The 19,909-nt window shown below is 62.1% G+C and carries 16 protein-coding genes and 1 pseudogene; 2 read left to right on the top strand and 15 right to left on the bottom strand.

The genetic code is table 11. The features are described 5' to 3' along the window. Position 1: 1 nt before the first annotated feature. Entirely contained in the window at positions 2-1,807 is a 1,806-nt protein-coding gene (locus NLM33_RS01550; protein ID WP_254094062.1) for an ABC transporter ATP-binding protein, read from the top strand. A 92-nt stretch (positions 1,808-1,899) separates the two neighbouring features. On the opposite strand, the gene NLM33_RS01545 is transcribed toward NLM33_RS01550, so the two are convergent. From NLM33_RS01545 to NLM33_RS01520, 6 genes and pseudogenes are all read right to left on the bottom strand, one after another. Then, entirely contained in the window at positions 1,900-3,891 is a 1,992-nt protein-coding gene (locus NLM33_RS01545; RefSeq protein ID WP_254094059.1) for an alpha-glucosidase, read from the bottom strand. Between the two features lie 17 nt (positions 3,892-3,908). Continuing rightward, on the bottom strand, positions 3,909-4,664 hold the full coding sequence (locus NLM33_RS01540; RefSeq protein WP_254094057.1) for an SDR family NAD(P)-dependent oxidoreductase: 756 nt from the start codon (positions 4,662-4,664) through the stop codon (positions 3,909-3,911). Between the two features lie 190 nt (positions 4,665-4,854). Continuing rightward, entirely contained in the window at positions 4,855-5,709 is an 855-nt protein-coding gene (locus tag NLM33_RS01535) for a carbohydrate ABC transporter permease (protein WP_254094056.1), read from the bottom strand. Next, positions 5,706-6,647 (bottom strand): annotated as a pseudogene (locus NLM33_RS01530) (carbohydrate ABC transporter permease). The gene NLM33_RS01535 and the pseudogene NLM33_RS01530 overlap by 4 nt, the downstream one beginning before the upstream one ends. 103 nt (positions 6,648-6,750) lie before the next feature. Continuing rightward, positions 6,751-7,995 (bottom strand): ABC transporter substrate-binding protein, encoded by a 1,245-nt coding sequence (locus NLM33_RS01525; protein WP_254094055.1) that lies wholly within the window; start codon positions 7,993-7,995, stop codon positions 6,751-6,753. A 75-nt stretch (positions 7,996-8,070) separates the two neighbouring features. Continuing rightward, positions 8,071-9,144 (bottom strand): ABC transporter ATP-binding protein, encoded by a 1,074-nt coding sequence (locus NLM33_RS01520; protein ID WP_254094054.1) that lies wholly within the window; start codon positions 9,142-9,144, stop codon positions 8,071-8,073. A gap of 305 nt (positions 9,145-9,449) precedes the next feature. Here NLM33_RS01520 and NLM33_RS01515 point away from each other — a divergent pair, with 305 nt between their 5' ends. Continuing rightward, positions 9,450-10,436 (top strand): LacI family DNA-binding transcriptional regulator, encoded by a 987-nt coding sequence (locus NLM33_RS01515; protein ID WP_254105620.1) that lies wholly within the window; start codon positions 9,450-9,452, stop codon positions 10,434-10,436. A 151-nt stretch (positions 10,437-10,587) separates the two neighbouring features. Here NLM33_RS01515 and NLM33_RS01510 read toward each other — a convergent pair whose 3' ends face one another. The 9 genes from NLM33_RS01510 to NLM33_RS01470 all read right to left on the bottom strand — a co-directional run bounded on the left by NLM33_RS01510 (position 10,588) and on the right by NLM33_RS01470 (position 19,766). Beyond that, on the bottom strand, positions 10,588-11,316 hold the full coding sequence (locus NLM33_RS01510) for an aspartate/glutamate racemase family protein (protein WP_254094053.1): 729 nt from the start codon (positions 11,314-11,316) through the stop codon (positions 10,588-10,590). A 13-nt stretch (positions 11,317-11,329) separates the two neighbouring features. Next, the gene (locus NLM33_RS01505; RefSeq protein WP_254094052.1) at positions 11,330-12,607 is read right to left on the bottom strand and encodes an FAD-binding oxidoreductase; all 1,278 of its coding nucleotides are present in this window, start codon (positions 12,605-12,607) and stop codon (positions 11,330-11,332) included. Positions 12,608-12,639: 32 nt separating this feature from the next. Next, entirely contained in the window at positions 12,640-13,431 is a 792-nt protein-coding gene (locus tag NLM33_RS01500; RefSeq protein WP_305880481.1) for an amino acid ABC transporter ATP-binding protein, read from the bottom strand. 36 nt (positions 13,432-13,467) lie between these two features. Then, positions 13,468-14,127: an amino acid ABC transporter permease gene (locus NLM33_RS01495; RefSeq protein WP_254094051.1), complete on the bottom strand. Its 660-nt coding sequence runs from the start codon at positions 14,125-14,127 to the stop codon at positions 13,468-13,470. Positions 14,128-14,292: 165 nt separating this feature from the next. Continuing rightward, complete coding sequence (locus NLM33_RS01490; RefSeq protein ID WP_254094049.1) at positions 14,293-15,147, bottom strand: transporter substrate-binding domain-containing protein; 855 nt, start codon at positions 15,145-15,147, stop codon at positions 14,293-14,295. Positions 15,148-15,222: 75 nt separating this feature from the next. Next, positions 15,223-16,341 carry a saccharopine dehydrogenase family protein gene (locus NLM33_RS01485; RefSeq protein ID WP_254105618.1) on the bottom strand — a complete coding sequence of 373 codons (1,119 nt, stop codon included), beginning with the start codon at positions 16,339-16,341 and terminating at the stop codon, positions 15,223-15,225. Positions 16,342-16,365: 24 nt separating this feature from the next. Then, positions 16,366-18,147: a thiamine pyrophosphate-binding protein gene (locus NLM33_RS01480; protein WP_254094047.1), complete on the bottom strand. Its 1,782-nt coding sequence runs from the start codon at positions 18,145-18,147 to the stop codon at positions 16,366-16,368. A 191-nt stretch (positions 18,148-18,338) separates the two neighbouring features. Continuing rightward, positions 18,339-18,779 (bottom strand): Lrp/AsnC family transcriptional regulator, encoded by a 441-nt coding sequence (locus NLM33_RS01475; protein WP_254094045.1) that lies wholly within the window; start codon positions 18,777-18,779, stop codon positions 18,339-18,341. A gap of 84 nt (positions 18,780-18,863) precedes the next feature. Further along, a complete protein-coding gene (locus NLM33_RS01470; RefSeq protein ID WP_254094043.1) occupies positions 18,864-19,766 on the bottom strand; it encodes a LysR family transcriptional regulator in 903 nt (300 codons plus the stop codon). Positions 19,767-19,909: the final 143 nt, after the last annotated feature.

Genomic DNA, 19,909 nt, shown 5'->3' with positions numbered 1-19,909 from the left:
CATGACTTCGCCCGTCCTTTCGATATCCGGGCTCGAGACCTCCTTCCGCGTTGGCGAGGAGTGGCGCAATGTCGTACGTAACGTCAGTTTCGACATCGGCGCGCGCGAAACCGTGGCGGTCGTCGGCGAATCCGGCTCCGGCAAGAGCGTGATGGCGATGTCGATCATGCGGCTTCTATCCCCGTCGAACGCGCGGGTCACGGGGCGGATCGACTTTGAAGGTCGGAACCTGATCGAGCTGCCGCTGTCAAAGATGCAGTCCATTCGCGGCAACCGCATCGGCATGATCTTTCAGGAGCCGATGACGAGCCTGAACCCGGTGCTCAGGATCGGCGAACAGATCACCGAGGTCCTAGTGCACCATCGCGGCATGTCGCACGCGCAGGCGCGGGCGGAAGCCGTCCGGCTGCTGGAGAAGGTCCGCATCCCGGCGGCGCGCTCGCGCCTCGACGAATACCCGATGAACTTTTCCGGGGGCATGCGCCAGCGCGTCGTCATCGCGATCGCACTGGCCTGCAGCCCGAAGCTATTGATCGCGGATGAGCCGACGACGGCGCTCGACGTGACGATCCAGGCGCAGATCCTCGAACTCATCAAGTCGCTGCAGGAAGAGGAAGGCATGTCCGTCCTCTTCATCACCCACGACATGGGCGTTGTCGCCGAGATCTCGGACCGGACGGTGGTGATGTATCGCGGCGACGTGGTCGAGACCGGGATGACCCGCGACATCTTCGTCGCCGCGAAGCACCCTTATACCCGCGCGCTCCTTTCCGCGGTTCCGCATCTCGGGTCCATGAGGGGACTCGAGCGGCCTCTGCGCTTCCCGGAGGTCGACATGGCGACCGGCGAAATCCGCCCGACCACACCGACCGCAGATACGGTCGATCACGCATCCGCGCCAATTCTCGAGATCGACAAGCTCGTCACCCGCTTCGCGGTCAAGAAGGGGCTGCTGCGCCGGACCGTCGGCCGCATCCATGCCGTCGAAGGCGTCTCGCTGAGATTGCGGCGCGGCGAGACGCTGTCGCTCGTCGGCGAATCCGGCTGCGGCAAATCCACAACCGGTCGCTCGATCTTCCGGCTGACCGATCCAACCTCGGGCGAGATCAGGATCGACGGGAAGAACGTGATCGGATCCGGAAAGTCTCAGCTCGCCGAGATCCGCCGCGAAGCGCAGATGATCTTCCAAGATCCATTCGACAGCCTCAATCCGCGCATCCGCGTCGGGGCCGCCATCGCCGAGCCAATGGTGGCGCATGGCCTTGCAAGCCGCGTGGAGGCGCCAGAACGGGCCGGCAAACTGCTGGAGCGCGTAGGACTTTCGGCGTCGATGGCCGACCGCTTTCCTCACGAGTTCTCAGGCGGACAACGTCAGCGCGTCTGCATCGCCCGCGCGCTGGCGCTCGAACCCAAGCTGATCATCGCGGACGAGGCTGTTTCGGCGCTGGACGTCTCGGTCAAGGCGCAGATCATCAACCTCATGCTTGATCTGCAGGAGAAATATGGCCTCGGCTATCTCTTCATCTCCCACGACATGGCGGTGGTCGAACGCATCAGCCACCGCGTCGCGGTGATGTATCTCGGCGAGATCGTCGAGATCGGCCCCCGTCGGGCCGTGTTCGAGAATCCGCAGCACGACTACACGAAACGGCTGATGGCGGCTGTCCCGATTGCAGACCCGTCGCGCCATCGCACTCGCCTGCTGTTGAATGAGGAGGTCAACAACCCGTGGCGGCCTGCTGATTACCTGCCTCCGCAACGTAGCTATCGTGCGGCCGGCCAAGACCATTGGGTCTTGGACAACTAGCCGGAGGAGCGGATTCCCAGTGCACACGCCTCCCGCATAGCAAAGCGCATCGTGAGGAAACAGCGCGGCTCATTGCGGGTTAGTTGGACTGACTACACGTCCCGAAGAGCAACGAATAGCGACGCAAACGGGGAATCCGCCCTGTAAAAGACCGCAGGCTGCCCCAGCGGAGCACCGACCGTGATTTCTTCGCCCCCAGCGAACGACTGGCCAGTCCAGACGTGACTCCAATTGGTTCCGGTTGGCAGATACAGCGTCCGCTCGGTTTGAGATGCCTGCCAGATGGGTGCAACCAGCACATCGGGACCATACAGATAGCTATCCTGAATACTGTAGGTTCGCCCATCGGCTTCGTGGTGCAAGAACAACGGGCGCTGCACTGGAAGGCCGCGGCGCGCCGCTTCTTGCGCCAATGTCCTGAGATAGGGTGCGAGATAAACGTAGATCGCGGTCATCCTGGCAAAGTGCGACAGCACTACGGGATCGCCGTCGAGCTGAACGTTGTCGCGCGGCCGGTTGCCCTCGTGGCTGCGCATGACCGGCGTGAATGCCGCCATCTCCGCCCAGCGCATGAGAAGCTCGGGCGTGCGGACATTGCCGAACAGGCTCGTGTAACCGCCGATATCGGAATGATGATACGCATTGCCGAGCAGGCCGGACGACAAGGCGGCGCAAATCACGGTGACTAGCCCGTCATGACGCGAGAAGTCGACCGATTGGTCGCCGGCCCAGAGCAAAGGGCAATATCTCTGCGCGCCCGTGAAGCCGGCGCGCATGAAAAACAGCGCTTCGCCGGTCTTGCCTCGGCTCGCCACCGCCTTTGAGTTCACCTCTGCCCACAGCGTCGGCCACTGATTGTGCATGAGCTTCGCATCGACGCCGTTGGCGAGACGCACGTCGGTCGGCAGGTACTCGCCAAAATCGGCCATCCAGCCAGACAGGCCGTAATCGAGCATCCTCGCGCCGACGATCTCTTCGGAGAACCATCCCGCGGCGTCTGGATTGCTAAAATCGACAATGCCGCAGTGAAATTCGCCGAAATCGATCAGGGCGGTTCGGCCGGCGCCATCCTTGACGAAATAGTCCGCGGCCTCGGCTTCTTTGAACAAGGACCCGTCGTCGCAGAGATACGGGTTCACATAGCCGAGAAAGCGAATGCCGTCGCTGTTCAATTCGGCGATGCGCTGGCGCAGGCCCGGATAGCGCGTTTCGTTCGCCTGCCAGTTCCAGAATAGCCGCGCGCCGAAGGTGGTCGGCCGGATGCCCACCCAGTCCTCGCACCAGAGACCGGAGACCTTGACGCCCGCTTCGCGCATCTTGTCGAGGCGCTCGAACGAATTCGCCCCATCCTTCAATCCAATAATCGCGCCGTCATAGACCCACTCGGGCAACGGCGCCTGGCGCCCGAAGCGGTCGGACAGGATCTCGACCAACGCGACGAACGACGGCGCAGCGAACAGTTCGATGCGCTCCGGAACAGCCCAGACCTCGATCTCGTGAAACGAGCCGTCGCGAAAATCGAACACGCTGAAGGCTGACGTCGCGACATGCAGCGCATAATGTGCCGAGGAGACATAGGTCGGCTGCGGATAGTAGGTGTGGTAATAATCGCCGCCCGCCTTGTCGGTGACGTCCGCCTTGAACGTGATTTCAGTGCTCTTGTCACGCCCGACGCCCGGCTCGGACGTCCACAGCGGAAAACGACGGCCGCGCAGATCGAAATAGGAAAACTGTTCGCCACAGCCCCAGACGTGCTCATCCGGATCGGCCGCAATGCGGATCCAGAACCGGTTCACCGATGGATCGGCTGCTTGCAGCACCATCGCATCTCCCTTGAGCGTGATGATGAGCCGCGGCGCCTGCCCCTTCCCGGCCGCAAGCGTGATGCGCTCGCCATCGATCTCGGCATGCGCGAGCGGACAGCGCTCGACCAGGCGGTCCTCGATCTCGAAGCGGCCGCGATGCATCTCGATGCGGTCGTCGCCTCGCCCGACGAAGACGCACGGGCTCGTCACGCTGTGATTGAGGATCGGCCGGCCATTGAGCGAGAGCGTGAAGCCGGCCGGTGTGGTCTCGAGTTTCATGTCCATTCTTTCGGTGATCATGTGAGGCCGGCATCGACCACGAAGTTCGCGCCGGTGCAGCCGGAGCTTTCGTCCGAGCCGAGAAACAACGCCAGGCGCGCCACGTGCGTGGCATCGAGCCGGAATTTGAGCGCCTGGCTATCGATGAACCGCTGATTGACCTCGGGCGTCGTCCAGAGCCGCAGCTGGCGCTCGGTCACGATCGCACCGGGCACAATGCAATTGACGCGAATTCCGGCCGGACCGAACTCGCGGGCAAGCGTCTTGGTCATGCCGTTGATCGCAGCTTTCGCCGCGGTATAGCCGACCATCCCCGGGATTCCGCGCATCCATGAAACCGAGCCGAGCATGATGATCGCTCCCCCGCCGGCCTCGGCCATCCGCTTGCTCACCGCCTGGGTTGCAAAGAACTGATGGTCAAGGTTGAGCGACAACGTGCGCCGCCAGGCCTCGGGCTCGACATCGGCCATGGCATGGCGATCGTCGCGGGCCGCGTTGTTGACCAGCACCGCAAGGGGACCACGCTTTTCTTCCACGCGCGCAATCGCCACACGGAGTGCAGCAATGTCCGTGACGTCGCAAGCGATGAATTCCGCCCCCGTTGAGGCCGCGGTCGCAGCGCCTGCTTGCTCAGCGATGTCGATGAACGATACGGCCGATCCTTGCGATGCGAAAGCCTTCACCATCTCGGCGCCAATGCCGGAGGCGCCACCGCTGATCAGCACATTGCGACCCGCAAGGGAGGCGTAGCGAACGCTGTCGTAGGTCGTCATCTCATGAACCTCGTAATGTTTCTGCTTAGACGAAACGATTGAAGAGCGATTTCCCGAGACCCGGGACATCGACCCGCATCACAAGCAAATCACCGCTCAATGGATACTGGACCAACTCGTCATCGGCACACCCCGCTGTAGCCGTCGTGCCGCCGCGATCTATAGCTATAGCCGGCACGGTCTTGGCTCCTCATCCCTTGAGGCCGCCCGCCGTCAGCCCCGAGACCACACGCTCCTGGAAGATCACGATCAGGATCGCCACCGGTACGATGCCGACGACGAGCGCGGCCGAGATCACCGGCCAGGGGAAGGCAAACTCGCCCTGATAAAGCTGGATTCCGACCGGCAGCGTGCGCAGTGCTGGATTGGAATTGAACGAGAGCGCGAGCAAAAACTCGTCCCATGAATTGACGAAGGCGAGGATTCCCGCGGTAAATACGCCGGGCGCAGACAGCGGCACCACCACTTTGAACAACGCGCCAAAGCGCGTGCAGCCGTCGATCATGGCGGCATTCTCCAGATCGCGCGGAATGCCTTCGAAGAACGACGTCAGCACCAACGTGCATACCGGCAGGCTCAGCACCGTGTAAGGCAGGATCAGCGCTGTCCAGGTGTTGAGCAGATCGAGCGCGCGCATGGTCTCGAACAGCGGCACCAGGAGCGTGACCAGTGGGAAGGTCGAGACCGCGATGATCAGCGACATGATGAGGCCGCGAAATCTCAGATTCAGCCGTGCCAAGGCATAGGCCGCGAGGACGGAAACAAGCAGCGTCAGTACGGTCGACAACAGCGCAACCATGAAGCTGTTGAATAGGAACGTGAGTAGAGGTTGATCGGAGAACGCCTGGATGTAATTCCGCAGCGTCGCCGCTTGCGGCAGCCAGGTGATCGGCTTCAGCGTAAGCTCCGCCTCAGGCTTGAACGAGGTCAGCAGAATCCACAGCGCCGGGAACAGGCCGTTCACGACGAGAATGAGCGCGGCAATGGCCCGCAACGGTTTGCCGGACAAGGCCGAGCCGAGAGCGGAGAAGACAGCCGTGCTCATGATGCGGGCCCATTGCCGCGGATCACGCGCAGGTAAAGCGCCGTGACGCACATCGAAAGGCCGAACATCATCACCGCAAGCGCGGATCCATAGCCAAGGTCGAGGAACGACACAGTGTTCTGATGGATGTACATAGCCAACGTCGCAGTTGCGGTGCCCGGCCCGCCGCCCGTCATCATGTAGGGAATATCGAAGGTCTGCAGCGCGGTAATGGTGCGGAAGATCAGCGCGACCACGATCGTGGGCTTCAGCAGCGGCAGCGTGATCTCGAAGAACTGCCGCACGCGCCCTGCCCCGTCGACGTCCGCGGCCTCGTAAAGCGAACGCGGAATAGTCTGCAATCCGGCGAGAATGATCATCGCCATGAAGGACGAGGCCTTCCAGATGATGGCGAGGCAGATCGCGGCGAACGCGAGACGCGGCGAATTGAACCAGATCACGCCCGGCAGGCCGACCCGATTGAGCACGTCGTTGACGACGCCGTATTCCGAATGGAAGAACTAGGCAAAGATCAGGCCCGTGAACGCGAGCGGCAGCGCCCACGGAATCAGGAGCGAGAGCCTCACCGGCCATCGCATCTGGAACGGCAGATTGGCGAGCAGCGCAAGCCCGAGCCCGACGATCAGCGCGCCGGGCACGGTGATGAGCGTGATCAGGATCGTGTTCCAGGTCGCCTGCCAAAAGACCGGATCTTCCAGCATCTGCTGAAAGTTCGCGAACCCGGCGAATCGCGCCGGCAGGCCCGACGTCAGCGACAGGTCGAGAAAACTCGTGTAGATGAGCCGGCCCACCGGATAGACGATCATCACACTGAGCAGGATCGCGGCGGGTGCCAAGAGCAGCACGGCGAGCGTCGTTTCGTCCGGATCAAACCAGCGCGACAGCCTCGCACGTCGCGCACCCACGCGACCGGCAGCGTTCTTGAACGTGAATGTCATCGTCATTAAGTCCGATCCGGATTGCGCACAAGGCGACCGCAGGAATTCGCGACCACGAGCGGGATGCGGACAGAAACACACCCACTCGTCGCCGGAACGTGCCTTAGTGGAGGATCCGCTTCAGGCGCGCCTCGATCTGGGTGGCGCCGTCCGCCGGCGTGGTCACGCCAGCAAGCACCGCGTTGACCGTGGTCCGGATCGCTTCACTGACCTCGTTGTAACGCGGCGTCACCGGACGCGGCTTCGCGGTCTCGACAATCGGCTGAGCGTCGGCGAACCACGGCACCGCCTTGGTTACGTCCGCGTCCTTGTAGAGCCTGCCGTAGGTCGGCAGCAATGAGCCGTTGACGGCCATGAATTTGGAGACTTCGGGGCTCGACAGGTATTCGACGAGCTTCTTCGCCTCCTCCTGATGCGTGGAAAAGGCGGAGACGCCCCACTCCCAACCGCCGAGGCAAGTCGTCTGTTCGCCGCCCTCGACCGCCGGGAGCCGCGCGACGCCGACCTTGCCGACCACGGCGGAGTCGGTGCCCTGCGTCATGGCCCAAGCGTAGGCCCAGTTCACCGCGAATACGACGTTGCCGGCCTGAAATTCCTTGCGCGTGTCGTCGGTCGCAACCTCGGCAATGTTCTTCTTGGCGACACCACTGTCGGCGAAGCTCTTCCAGAGCGCGAGCGATTTCGTGGCGGCTTCACGATCGAAATCGAGTTTGCCGTCCTTCACGACCGCCTTGCCCTGGCTCCAGTACGGTACGAGGAAAGTGCAGACCGCACCTTCGATCGCCTTGCCCTGAAACGAAAGGCCCTGCAAATTCGGATTGTTCTCACCGTCCGCGATCTTCTTCGCGGCGGCAGCGAGCTCGTCCCAGGTCTTTGGCGGCTGGAGCCCGTATTTGTCGAGCAGGTCCTTGCGATAATAGAGGAACATGGAATCCGCAAAGGCGGGGAGCGCCACCACCTTGCCATTGACGGTGTTCGCCTCGGCATAGGCGCGGAGATAAGCCGACATGTTTTCGCTTGCGAACGGGCTGGTCCAGCCCGCAGCCGCAAACTGCGCCGGCCGTATGACGTCGAGCATCAACACATCGAGTGAAGAGTCCTTCGCCGTCATGACTGTGTTGAGATATTGCGCCTGCAGATCTGAGGTCGCGCCGCCCAGTTCGATAGTGACTTTGACGCCCGGATTGCGCGTTTCGTATTGATCGAGCACCGCGCGCCAGATGCCGGGCTGCCCCTGGCTTGTGATGAAGACCTTCAACGGGGTTTCGGCGGACGCGCCGGTTGCGAATGCGAATGCTCCAAATCCGAGCAGCAGTCCTGTTATCTTTGAAATGCGTCCCAAACTCATGCCGTCCTCCCGATTAAGATCGCCGCTTGCTCGCGACATTTCTAGCTTGTTGTTGACGCCCTCGCCGGGCACTTCTCACTGCAAGGCACGCTCCGTCTCCGCATCAAACAGATGAATCTTCGCAGGGTCGAGGCCCAGCTTGAACGTTTCGCCGGTTTGCGGGCGCAACTCGGGCGGCAGCCGCGCGGTCAATGTCGCGCCGCCCACCGAAAAATGCACCAGCGTATCGGAGCCGAGCGGCTCGACGACCTGAACCTCGCAATTCAGGCCGACATCGGACGTCCCGGATGTGAAATGCTCGGGCCTGATGCCGACGATAAAATCGCGCCCATCAGCCGCCGAGATCCCGGTGCCGGTCAAAGCCGTAAGCGGCAGACGATTGCCGTCGGCGAAATCGAGACAGCCATGGGCAACCCTGGCCTTGGCGAAGTTCATCGACGGAGAGCCGACGAAGCCGCCGACGAACACACTCGCCGGATTGTTGTAGACGTCATCGGGCGTTCCGATCTGCTCGATGTCGCCGCCGCGAAGAATGACAATGCGATCGGCCAACGTCATCGCCTCGACCTGATCGTGGGTCACATAGACGATGGTGGTCCCTATTGTCTGGTGTAGCTTCTTGATTTCCGTGCGCACCTGACCGCGCAGCTTCGCGTCGAGATTGGATAACGGCTCATCGAACAGGAACACCTGCGGCCGCCGAACGATGGCCCGGCCCATCGCAACCCGCTGGCGCTGTCCACCGGAGAGCTGTCCCGGCCGCCGGTCGAGAAGATGGGTGATGCCAAGCATCTCCGCCGCGACCCTGATCTTTGCGTCCACTTCCGCCGCGCTCGCGCCCCGCACCTTCAGGCTGAACCCCATGTTCTCGCGTACCGTCTTGTGCGGGTAGAGCGCGTAGTCCTGGAAAACCATGGCAATGTCGCGCTCGCGCGGCGGCAGATCGTTGACGATACGATCGCCGATCCGGATCTCACCGCTGCTGATCCTTTCGAGTCCGGCGATCATGCGCAGCGTCGTCGATTTGCCGCAGCCCGACGGACCAACCAGCACCACGAACTCGCCGTCGATGATCTCGAGGTCGATGGCCTTGACGACGCGAAACGCGCCATAGCTCTTCTCAAGCTTGCGCAGGCTGACCGAAGCCATGAGGCCTGTTCTCCCGTCCCGCATCCCTACGGCCGGTGAAGCCGCTGCAGCCGACAATAGCGCTACGATTTCTGAAATCAAAGGCCAAGAAAACGTCCGCCGGCTCCAACTCGATCCGGCGGGCCAGGAGATGGGATCTTCGCGTATCTATTTGATCATCATATCATATTTTTCTGACAAGAAGAATGCGATTGTATTGCGGACAGAACCTCGGCTAGATTGCAGCGCTATTATTTTGGACCACCAAGGGAATGGCGGCACCAAAGCCCACACGCACCCGGCGCAAGATGCAACGGGTCACGATCATGGATGTGGCGGCGCGCGCCGAGCTCTCGCCGTCCACGGTGTCCCTCTATTTCAGGAAGCCCGATGCGGTTTCAGCGGCGGCGAGCGACTCGATCGCACGCGCCATCGAAGCGCTCGACTACGTGCCGAACCTGATGGCCGGCGGCCTGGCTGCGGCCTCATCGCGCGTCGTGAGCATCATTGTGCCATCCGTCCGCAATGCTTTCTTTGCCGAGACCGTCGCGGCCATGCAGGAAGAACTCGGCAAGCAGCGACTGCAGGTGATGCTCGGCCACACCGAGTACAAAGAGCACGACGAGGAAAGTCTGGTGCGCACGGCACTGTCCTGGGCCCCCGCCGCTATCGTTCTGACCGGCCTCTCCCACAGCGCTGCGACACGCAGGCTGTTGCGTGAAAGCAACGTGCCGGTTGTCGAAATCTGGGAGCTCGGTTCCCAGACTATGGACATGGCGGTCGGCTTTCACCACGACCAGGTCGGTCACGCCGCCGCGTCGCATCTCGTTCAGCGAGGACGCAAGCGATTGCTGTTTCTTGGCGCCCGCCTGCACGAGGATCGTCGCGCTGCACGGCGCGCCCAGGGCTTCGTCGAGACGGCGCGGAACGTGCCGGACGTCACTGCGGAGATCATCCAGCATCCTGCGCCGTCGAGCGCCGAGGTCGGCGCCATGCTGCTCGGCGAGGCCCTTCATCGCTTTCCGAACGTGAACGGGATTGCCTGCTCCAACGACCATATCGCCCTCGGCGTGATCTTCGAGTGCCAGCGCCTCGGCATTGCAATCCCCGAGCGCCTGTCCGTGGTGGGCTTCGGCGACTTGAGCTTCAGCGCGGCCTCCAATCCGTCGTTGACAACCATCCGCCCGCCTGGCGACCTGATCGGGAAGGAAGCCGCGCGGCTGATCATCGCAAGGATCTCGCACCCAGACGGCGAGCCGGAACAGGCCGTCATCGATACGCGTTTCACCCTGCTCCATCGGCAGAGCAGTTGATTGGAAATTCAGCCACCTGTGTGTACCGAGAACCTAAACTTGGACGTAGTGATGATGAAGTCCGCCAAGTATCGCGTGTGAACCGGGATCGGAACGAATAAGCGAGCCAAACCATACGGGCCGGTAAACCCAAGTAACGCCATCTCGTGTCTTATCTCAGAAACGGGACCGGATTGGCCGCGCGATAGAAGAAGTTGATCATCGTGTTGATATCAAAGACAGGGAGTCCCGACACTTCCGCGACGTCTTTCGAGAACGGGCACATGTTGGTACATTCGAAGAGGATGGCACCCGGGTTCTTGCAGGAGGCCATGAAGGCTTCGGTCATTTCGATCATCTCGGCTCGCAGCACATCGGTGTCCAGCTCCTCCCGGCCAACAATATAGGTCGCCGGAAACTGCGCATCAGGCTTCATGCCCTGGATCTGGACGGGGATGTCATTCGCCGACCAGCCAACACCGCGGAAATGGTCGTCATTCATGTGATGTCCGCGCTCGGTAAAGACGCCGATAATCTTGCCCGGCGGCAGCATCGCATGGATCAGCGGCGCCTGGATCAGGCTGGAGGTGAAGACCGGAACATTCACCGCCGCGGCGAGCTGCTTCTGGAACGGGGCCAGGAACCCGCAGCTCGTCGTGATCGCCTTGACACCCTCGGCTTCCAATTCCCGGGCCGCCACCACGAACGGCTCGAGAAGGCTCGAGTCGGGATGGTCGCCCATGATCTTGGTCGCATGGGCCCCGCGCACGATCTTGTAGCGTAAGGGAAAGTCGTAGGACAGCGCATTCCCGATGTCGCCACGTGGGCGCGGAAACCTCGTGTCCAGCATCAGGACTCCGATCGTCTCTCCGTAGTTCGTGCAGCCGCCTCGCAGCTTCATTGTGGTCTCCAGGTCAGTTGTGAAAACGTGTCGCGGAAAACGGTGCGAGATCGATGCCGGCATCCCTGCCGACAATGAGATCGGCGACGATCCGGCCCGTAATCGGGCCTGACGCCAGGCCGATGTGTCCGTGTCCGAAGGCGTGGAAGATGTCTTCCGACGCCGATGCTTTGCCGATGACGGGACGGCCGTCCGGCGTCGATGGCCGATGCCCCATCCAGCGATCGATCGTCAGCTCCGCACGTGATCCGAGACCGGGATAGGTCCGCAAAGCGTGACCGACGAGAATTTCGACGCGCGCCCAGTCCGGCTCGGCCTCGACTTGCGCGAGTTCGACTTGTCCCGAAAGCCGCAGGCCGGCTGGGGTCGGCGTGTTCGCCATCCGTCCATCGCTCGGCATGATCGGAAGCCTCGGGCCGGCCGCGGGCGATGCAATCACGCCGTGATAGCCGCGCTCGCTCGCCAGCGGCACGCGATTGCCTGCGGCCTCGGCAAGAACCTTTGACCAGATGCCGGCGCAGATCACGGCCCGATCACACTCGACGCGGCCATGATCTGTGACGACAGCTGCAAGACGGTCGCCGGCCATGACAAAGCCGGTTGCGTTCGCCTTGACAATGACGGCGCCCCGCACCCGCGCGGCATCGACGATGTCAGATACATAGGCGCCGGGATCGATACAGTGGGCGCCTTCGGGAACGAATGCACCAAACTGATAGTCGGAACTCAGATCGGGTTCGCCACGACGCAACTCGCCGGCATCCAGCTCGACCCATCGCAGCCCGTTGTCCTTACGAAGCCGCCACGCGAGCGATTCATCCTCGAACGCCTTGCGATCGGGGTAGGCATAGAGCAGACCGGTCCGGCGTATGCAATCCGGCTTGCCGATTTCCTTCGCGAGCGCGGCGTGGCGCGCGGGACCGTCGCGCAGGATCGATGCGAGCGCGCGCGCGGTCCGCTCGACCTTCGCAACCGTCCATCCGGCGGCAAGAAATCGCAGCAGCCAGGGCACCAACACGGGCAGTGCCGTCCAGCGCAGCACGAGCGGTCCGTTCGGGTCGAAGAGATAGGCCGGCACCTTGCGCCACAGGCCGGGCATCGACATGGGGATGATCGAAGCCGGGCTGATCCACGAGCCGTTGCCATAGCTTGCCGACTGGCGTCCGCCCGGCTCGCCCGGCTCGATCAGCGTGACCTCGTGGCCGTCCTTGATGAGCTCCCATGCGGTCGCAGCGCCGACGATGCCGGCACCGATCACGGCGATGCGGAGTGCTGTCCTGTCTTGATTCATTCCCCTCGACCCGGCCGCAGCTCGTCAGGCAATCATCCGTTCGCGGCAACTGACGGCAAGCCACTGCTATGGAAGTGGCTGAGAAACGTTCGCGTTGCGGGCTGACGCGGCGTGTCGATCACCTGCCGAGCGGGCCCCTCTTCCACGACGACGCCATCGCGCATGAAGACGACGGTGTCCGCGACCTCGCGCGCAAATGCCATTTCATGAGTCACGAGCACCATGGTCATTCCCTCCGCCGCGAGTTGGCGGACTACGGCGAGAACCTCGCCGACCAACTCGGGATCGAGCGCGGACGTCGCCTCGTCGAACAGCATCACTTGCGGCTTCATCGCCAAAGCACGCGCGATTGCCACGCGCTGCTTCTGGCCGCCGAACAGCTTGTCGGGGGCGACCTCCGCCTTGTCCTTCAACCCCACCTTGTCCAAGAGCCCAAGTGCCGTCTCGCGGGCCATCTCCGGCTCGACCTTCAGAACCGTGACGGGTCCCTCCATCACATTCTGGATGGCCGACATATGCGGAAACAGGTTGAAGTTCTGGAACACCATGCCGGTCCGCGCGCGGAATGCCGCGAGCTCCCTGTCAGCCGGCAGCTTGTGCCCATTGGTAAAATCCATGGTGCTTTGGCCGACCCGGATAAAACCACTCTCGGGGATGGTCAGCAGATTGAGGCACCGCAGCAGCGTCGACTTACCCGATCCGCTCGGACCGATCAGCGCGACGACACCGCCGCGGGGCACCCGCAGCGATATGTCCTTCAGGACGCTGACGGGGCCAAACGCCTTCTTCACGTGAGCCAGCTCGATCATCGGGACATCAGACACGGGAGCGCTTCCCTCTTTGATGGACATCGCCGTGCCTCACCGCGCCAGCCGCGCTTCGAGCACGCTCGCAGCGCGCGTCATCGGGAACAAGATGAGGAAGTAGATGACTGCGATCATGGTGTAGGTCTCAAGCGGCCGATAGGTCGCGGATGTGATGAGCTGACCTTGGTAAAGCAGGTCCGGGACCGCCAGGACCGAGAGCAGCGAAGTATTCTTCAGTTGCAGCACCGCTTGGTTGACGAGCGGAGGAATCATCCGCTTTAGGGCTTGCGGCATGACGATGCGCTTCATCAGATCGAAGCGACGCATGCCCAGCGCGCGGCCAGCATCCCATTGCCCCATGTCGATCGATACGATGCCGCCACGAATGATTTCCGAATAGAAGGCGCCACCGTAGAAGCTGAGCGCGATGAACGCAGCCACCGCGGGCGAAAGTTCTACGCCAATGAGCACTGGAAGCGCGTAATAGATCCACACCAATTGCACCAATACCGGCGTACAGCGAAACACCTCGACCAGCGTTACGAGCGGGGTCGAGACGAACCGCATTTTGGACAGGCTTGCGATTGCGACCACGCATCCAATTACAAATCCGCTCACCGCGGTCAGGATCGTAAAGCCGATCGTGTAGGCGGTCCCGACACCGATCAGCTTGCTGTATTGCAGAAGGAAACCGAAACTCCAGTCATAATGCATCACAGCTATCCCATGCTCAGCGATTGCGAATAGCCCAGCGGAGGATGTCGCCCATGTTGCATCGATCCGATGTTCCCTGATTCGTCGTACGCTGGTTGGCCCAAATTCAACGACGCTATTGAGACGAAACTGCCCGCGTCATCTGAAGACGCGGGCAGTTTGAAATCAAAATTGGAGCCCGGGAGGAATGTCCTGCTCCTGGATATTGACCAGCGACAGGCTCGTGAGAATCCACTCCCGCAACGCGCCAAGGGAGCGACTGTATTCGAGCCAGTTGTCGACATAGGTGCGGAAGCGGGTATCGACGTCCACGCGTACGCCGCAGCAGGTCGGTTGCGCGGCAATCGGAGTCGGGATGATGACCTTGCCCACTTTCGCATTCTTCTTGACCGTGACCAGCGAGAGCATCGCAACCTGGATCAGGCAATCTGCCCGCCCGGCCTGCACCGCCAGCACGGCCTCATCGGGCGTCTTCAATGCGACCAGCGTTGCCTTGGGCAGCGTACGGCGCGCGTAGAGATCGTGGGTGGAGCCGATATCGACGGCAACCCGCACCTCCGGCTTGTTGAGATCTTCCCATGTCTTCGGTTCGAAACCGGACTTGGCGATGATCGTGAAGGTGTTGTTCATGATCGGGCGCGTGAATTCGAGGATCAGGGCGCGCGACGGCGTCGGGCTGAGGCCGAACATGATGTCGATCTTGTTGCTCTGAAGATCCAGCACCGAGGTGCCCCAGGTCGACTCGATGATCTCGACCTCGGCCTCGAGTGCCTTGGCGAGATCGGTTGCCATGCTCACGCAGAAGCCCGACCACTGCCCCGTGGCGATATCCTTGTGATAATAGGGCTCGGTCCCGACTATTCCGGCGATACGAAGCCTTTTCGTTCTGCGAATTTGAGCAAACGTGCTCTCGGCTGGCTGCGTCTGGGCAACGGCCTGGGACACAGCGGAGCCGGCCGCCATAGCCACCGCAGCGGCCCCGAGCCCAACGAGCGATCCGATTTCACGACGATTGACCATACCAGGCCTCCCCTCTCCAGTTGAATTCCTCAAACCCTGATTCTGACGCGACCGGTCTATCGGTCTCTGCGCTCCCTAAGCGGCTCTCTTGGTGGAGAACCGTCCTGCAAAATCGTTCGTCTCGGAGCTGCGCGCCTCTCTCGCGAGCCGGCCGCCCTCGCGTGTCGCGAGGAAATCGGCAAGGCTCGCATCCTCCTGCCGCACGAACCCCTTTGCCGGCAGCTTGCCCGCGAGGAACAGCTCCACCATCGCGACGCAACCGGCAGCCGTGGTGAGCTGGATCGCACCGAGCTCCGGCCTGCCGTCGTAGCGGAGCACGATGCTGTCCTCCTCCATGCGCCCGTTGCGCTCGCCAATGCCCGTCACGAAGATCACGACGACGTCCTTTCGGGTGAACGGCGCGGCGCGGTTGAGGATACGACGCATGGTCTCGCGATCGTCGGCCAGCCCCAAGCCCTGCAGCAGGAGCTTCATGATCTCGGCATGACCGGGATAGCGCAGCGTCTTGTAGCTCATGTCGCGGACCTTACCGGCCAGCGTCTCCGTCAATGTGCCAAGCCCGCCCGAGGTGTTGAACGCCTCGTAGGCGACGCCGTCGATCATCACGCTCTCGACGCCCTCGAGCGCCGGCACCAAAATCGACTTGCCGTCGAACACGATCTCGCAGGGATTGCAGTATTCGTTGATCAGTCCGTCGACGGACCAGGTGACGTTGTAACGCAAGGCATTGGTGGGGTAGAGCGGCAGCGCACCGACCCGCATCTTGATGGCCTTCACCGTATCGAAACGGGCCGCCATGTCGGCTCCGAGCACGCAGATGAACCCCGGCGCGAGCCCGCACTGCGGCGCCAGCATCACGTCGGCAGCCGCCGCGATCTCCTTGATATAGGCCGTCGTCGCCACGTCCTCCGTGAGGTCGAAATAGTGCGTTCCGGTCTCCACAGCGACTCGCGCGATACCCTGATTGAGAAAATACGGACAGGCGCTGACGACGATATCCTGGTCCTTCAGGAAACCGCGCACCGCATGGAGTTCTCCAGCGTCCACGACCTTGGTAGCGAAGGTTTGTCCTGCGCTCAAGCCGAGTTGCGCTTCCGAGGCGTCGGCCAACGTAACTTCGTGCCCGTGCGCCGCCAGCATCCCGGCGATCACGGCGCCGATCTGCCCGGCGCCAAGGACTGCGATCTTCTGCAATGGATGAGCCATTTCGAACCCCTTCTAGAGAGCTGCCTGGACGCCAATCGCCGCCGGATCGGCGCCCACTTTCTTCAGCCACGAGAACACCGGCGGCAGGCGATCGGCGATGGATTCGATCGCGACGTCGACGAAAACCGGCTCGCTAAGCGCGAATGCTTCACGAAGAGCGGTCTCCAGTTGCGCGGGCGTCTCGACGCGAAAGCCGCGGATCCCGTAGACGGCGGCGAGCTTGCTCATGTCGTAGTTGCCGAAGTCCACGCTGAAATTCGGGTCGTTGACCGGAACGGCCTCGCCGTGCCCGGGCGCCTTGCGGGCATGGTCGCGGTCGACGACCCGCTGCAGCGCCTTGATCCAGCCAAAGCAGGCGTTGTTGAAATGAACCAGCACGGCCGGGATCTGCAGCCGCGACAACGTCTCCAGTTCACCCGCCGACATGCCGAGCGAACCGTCGCCGAACAAGCCGACGGGCCGCAGATGTGGCGCTGCAAAATATGCCCCTATCACTGCTGGAATGGCATAACCGAGCCCTCCGTAAAATCGCGGGATCACGAGCTTGGATTGCGGATCGCGCAGCCGCAGGAAGCGCGTCGCGTAGGGTGTCGGCGTGCCGGCATCCGACACCACATTGCAGGGCACCGGCATGAAGCGGTTGAGCGTCTCAATGACCCGCTCGGGACGAAGCGGAACTGCGTCGCTCTCGAGATGCGGCGCCATGACATCCCAGAACTCCGCACGCCGGCTGTTGATGTTGCCAACCCATCCCGCCGTGGCGGGCACATGGTCCACGGGTACTTTGGCATGTAGAGCATCGATCACGGCTCGCGCGTCGCCTACGAGCGGATGGTCGATGGCGTAGGTGTTGCCGATGACCTCCGGCTCGAGATCGATCTGGACGATGCGCGTCTCCCCGTTCGGCACCGGCCATTGCCAATTCATGGTGGCGACCGAACCCATGCGGCAGCCGACATAGATCACGAGGTCGGCACGTCCGAGAGCCCACACCGCGTGCGGATGGAAGCCATTGTCGCCGATGATCCCAATGCCGAGCTTGTGGTCATCGCGAATGACGCCCTGCCCTGTGATGGTGGTGACAACGGGTATGCTGAGCCGCTCGCCAAACGCCGTGATGGCGGCCGCCGCGCCGGAGCGATTGGCGCCACCGCCAGCGACGATCAGCGGACGCTCGGCGGCAAGGATGGCCTTGCAGGCAGCGTCGAGATCGCCATCCGGCGGCCTGCTTCGGAACGACGGCGCCTGTCGGCACTGCGGCTCGACGTGCAGCGACACGGCTGCTTCCGGAAGCTCCTGATAGAGAACGTCCTCCGGCAATGCGAGCACGACGGCGCCCGGACGACCGCCTGTCGCCTCGCGGAAGGCACGCCGCACCAGCTCGGGCAGTTTTCCAATATGAGCGAGCGTCTCTGCGCGCTTGCTGATCGGCTTGAACAACTCCTCGACGGGCAGCTCGGTCAGGGTGCCGCGGCCGACGCCGGGCTGGGGAATGTCGTTGACGAGAAGGATCAGCGGTACCGACGATTTGTTCGCTTCGGCTACGCCGGGCAGACCATAAAGCGCGCCCGCGCCACTCGGCACCTCCGCCACGCCCGGCTTGCCGGACAAGCGCGCATAGCAGTCCGCCATGAACACCGCGGAGCGCTCATCGCGGCACATGATATGACGCGGCGCATCCCTCGTCGTTCGCAAAGCCTCGTAGAAGGCGACGTTGGTATCGCCGGGGACGCCAAAAATGACTTCGACGCCGTATCCGGACAGCATGCTCACGAGAGCGGACGCACCATTCATTTTTCGATTGCTCCTTCTTGAATGTTTTATCCGGGAGCATCGGGACGACATGAATAGCCAAACCGCCGGCTATCACGCTAACTTTGTTACAATCCGCCGGGTCAAGTTCTATTTCGATGGGAAATGAGCAATTTTGCCGGAAAATCGGGCAGCGACAACACCTTTGAGGCAGAGTTTTGCCTGCGCCCTATTCACCTTTCGAATTTTCTGGCGAGAAGAATGGATGACGTGGTGCGGCGTACACCGTCCATCTCAGCGATCCAGTCGATGATCTCGTCGAGATGAGTTGAGGTCGCGCAATTGATCTTCACGAACAGATCGAACGGACCGCTCAACGTGTAGCAATGGACGACCTCGGCCTTCTTGCGCAGGGCTGCAATCACGTTGCCTTGCTGCTTGACCTCAAGCTCGATCAGGATGATCGCCGAGATCGCCGTGACATGTTCCTGCTTGCCGAGAACGGCGGTGTAGCCGGCGATCGTTCCCTCCTTTTCCAGCCTCGCCATGCGGCCCTGCGCGGTCGCGCGGGACACGCCAAGCGCCTTGGCGATATCGGAGATCGACGTCCGCGCATTTGCGATCAGGATGTTGAGGAGATCCTGATCCTTCCTCACATCCGCCGGGCGTGCCATTTTCAACCCTCCAAATTGCTTGTTTCCGAACAAAACGACGGGAAATTATTGCGCTCCGCCGGGAAAAGGTCCAGTGCATCTTGATCAGCGGTCAGGCGCGGTTTCCGTGACCAGCCATTCCCGAAACGCCGCGAGCGGCGGGTACTTCGCCCGTTCGGAAGGCCAGACGAGGTAATAGCGTTCGGGACTTTCCATCGGCAGGTTGAGGGCGCGGACCAGCTTGCGGCTTGCGAGCTCATCCTGGATCAGGAAGGTCGGCAGCAGCGCTACACCGAGGCCGGCGATCGCCGCCTGGGCTGCGGTCGCGAACTGGTCGAACACCATCCCCTGAGCGGTTCTGCCCGACACATCGTGAACGGAAAACCACCGATCCCACGCATGAAAGCGGGTCGAGATGCTGAGCAGCGGGGCCTTTCGAAGATCGCCTGCAACACTGAAGCGATATTGCCGCTTCACGCCGGGGCTGCACGCAGGGACGACCTGTTCGGATCGCAAGAGAGCCATCTCGGCCCCAGGCCACTCCGGCTGACCGAAGTGAATCGCCGCGTCCAGGGACTCGGCCCGGAAATCAAAATAGGACAAGCGGGTCGTGAGATTGATCGTGATCCCGGGATTCGCAGCCAGAAACCTGGGCAGGCGCGGCGCGAGCCAGCGCGTGCCGAACGTCGGCAGGATGACGAGATTGAGCGTGCCACCCCTCGGGTTCGCATGGAGATTGAAGGAGGCCGTGCTGATCTTGTGCAGCGCCTCGCGAACCTCGCGGGCATAGGATTCACCGACCAAGGTCAGTCGAACGGTCTGGCGCTCGCGGACGAAGAGCTCGACCTCGAGCTGCTCCTCCAGAATCTTGATCTGCCGGCTGACAGCACTCTGAGTCAGCTGAAGCTCGCGCGCAGCCAGCGTCATGCTGCCGGTCCGCGCGGTGGCCTCAAACGCCGCCAAGATGGCGGTCGACGGAAGGAAGCGACGAGGTGTTTGCGGGTCCATTTCATCATTCCAATTCAGAATGATCTTCTGAGCAAACATCGTTTGAATTGGCGACTTATGCAAGATTTAATCGCACGATCATGATGAAAATGCATGACCATGGTCGAGCCGGATATGACGGCCGATCCGTCAACGGAGAATTC

Origin of the sequence: Bradyrhizobium sp. CCGUVB1N3, from assembly GCF_024199925.1 — a bacterium.
Taxonomy (GTDB): domain Bacteria; phylum Pseudomonadota; class Alphaproteobacteria; order Rhizobiales; family Xanthobacteraceae; genus Bradyrhizobium.
Note: the sequence above shows the minus strand (reverse complement) of the source record. Positions and strands in the feature narration are given on the sequence as shown.

Excerpts from the sequence above, each read along its gene's own strand:
- NLM33_RS01550 (WP_254094062.1), top strand. The coding sequence starts at position 2 with ATGACTTCGCCCGTCCTTTCGATATCCGGGCTCGAGACCTCCTTCCGC.
- NLM33_RS01545 (WP_254094059.1), bottom strand. The coding sequence starts at position 3,891 with ATGAAACTCGAGACCACACCGGCCGGCTTCACGCTCTCGCTCAATGGC.
- NLM33_RS01540 (WP_254094057.1), bottom strand. The coding sequence starts at position 4,664 with ATGACGACCTACGACAGCGTTCGCTACGCCTCCCTTGCGGGTCGCAAT.
- NLM33_RS01535 (WP_254094056.1), bottom strand. The coding sequence starts at position 5,709 with ATGAGCACGGCTGTCTTCTCCGCTCTCGGCTCGGCCTTGTCCGGCAAA.
- NLM33_RS01525 (WP_254094055.1), bottom strand. The coding sequence starts at position 7,995 with ATGAGTTTGGGACGCATTTCAAAGATAACAGGACTGCTGCTCGGATTT.
- NLM33_RS01520 (WP_254094054.1), bottom strand. The coding sequence starts at position 9,144 with ATGGCTTCGGTCAGCCTGCGCAAGCTTGAGAAGAGCTATGGCGCGTTT.
- NLM33_RS01515 (WP_254105620.1), top strand. The coding sequence starts at position 9,450 with ATGGATGTGGCGGCGCGCGCCGAGCTCTCGCCGTCCACGGTGTCCCTC.
- NLM33_RS01510 (WP_254094053.1), bottom strand. The coding sequence starts at position 11,316 with ATGAAGCTGCGAGGCGGCTGCACGAACTACGGAGAGACGATCGGAGTC.
- NLM33_RS01505 (WP_254094052.1), bottom strand. The coding sequence starts at position 12,607 with ATGAATCAAGACAGGACAGCACTCCGCATCGCCGTGATCGGTGCCGGC.
- NLM33_RS01495 (WP_254094051.1), bottom strand. The coding sequence starts at position 14,127 with ATGCATTATGACTGGAGTTTCGGTTTCCTTCTGCAATACAGCAAGCTG.
- NLM33_RS01490 (WP_254094049.1), bottom strand. The coding sequence starts at position 15,147 with ATGGTCAATCGTCGTGAAATCGGATCGCTCGTTGGGCTCGGGGCCGCT.
- NLM33_RS01480 (WP_254094047.1), bottom strand. The coding sequence starts at position 18,147 with ATGAATGGTGCGTCCGCTCTCGTGAGCATGCTGTCCGGATACGGCGTC.
- NLM33_RS01475 (WP_254094045.1), bottom strand. The coding sequence starts at position 18,779 with ATGGCACGCCCGGCGGATGTGAGGAAGGATCAGGATCTCCTCAACATC.
- NLM33_RS01470 (WP_254094043.1), bottom strand. The coding sequence starts at position 19,766 with ATGGACCCGCAAACACCTCGTCGCTTCCTTCCGTCGACCGCCATCTTG.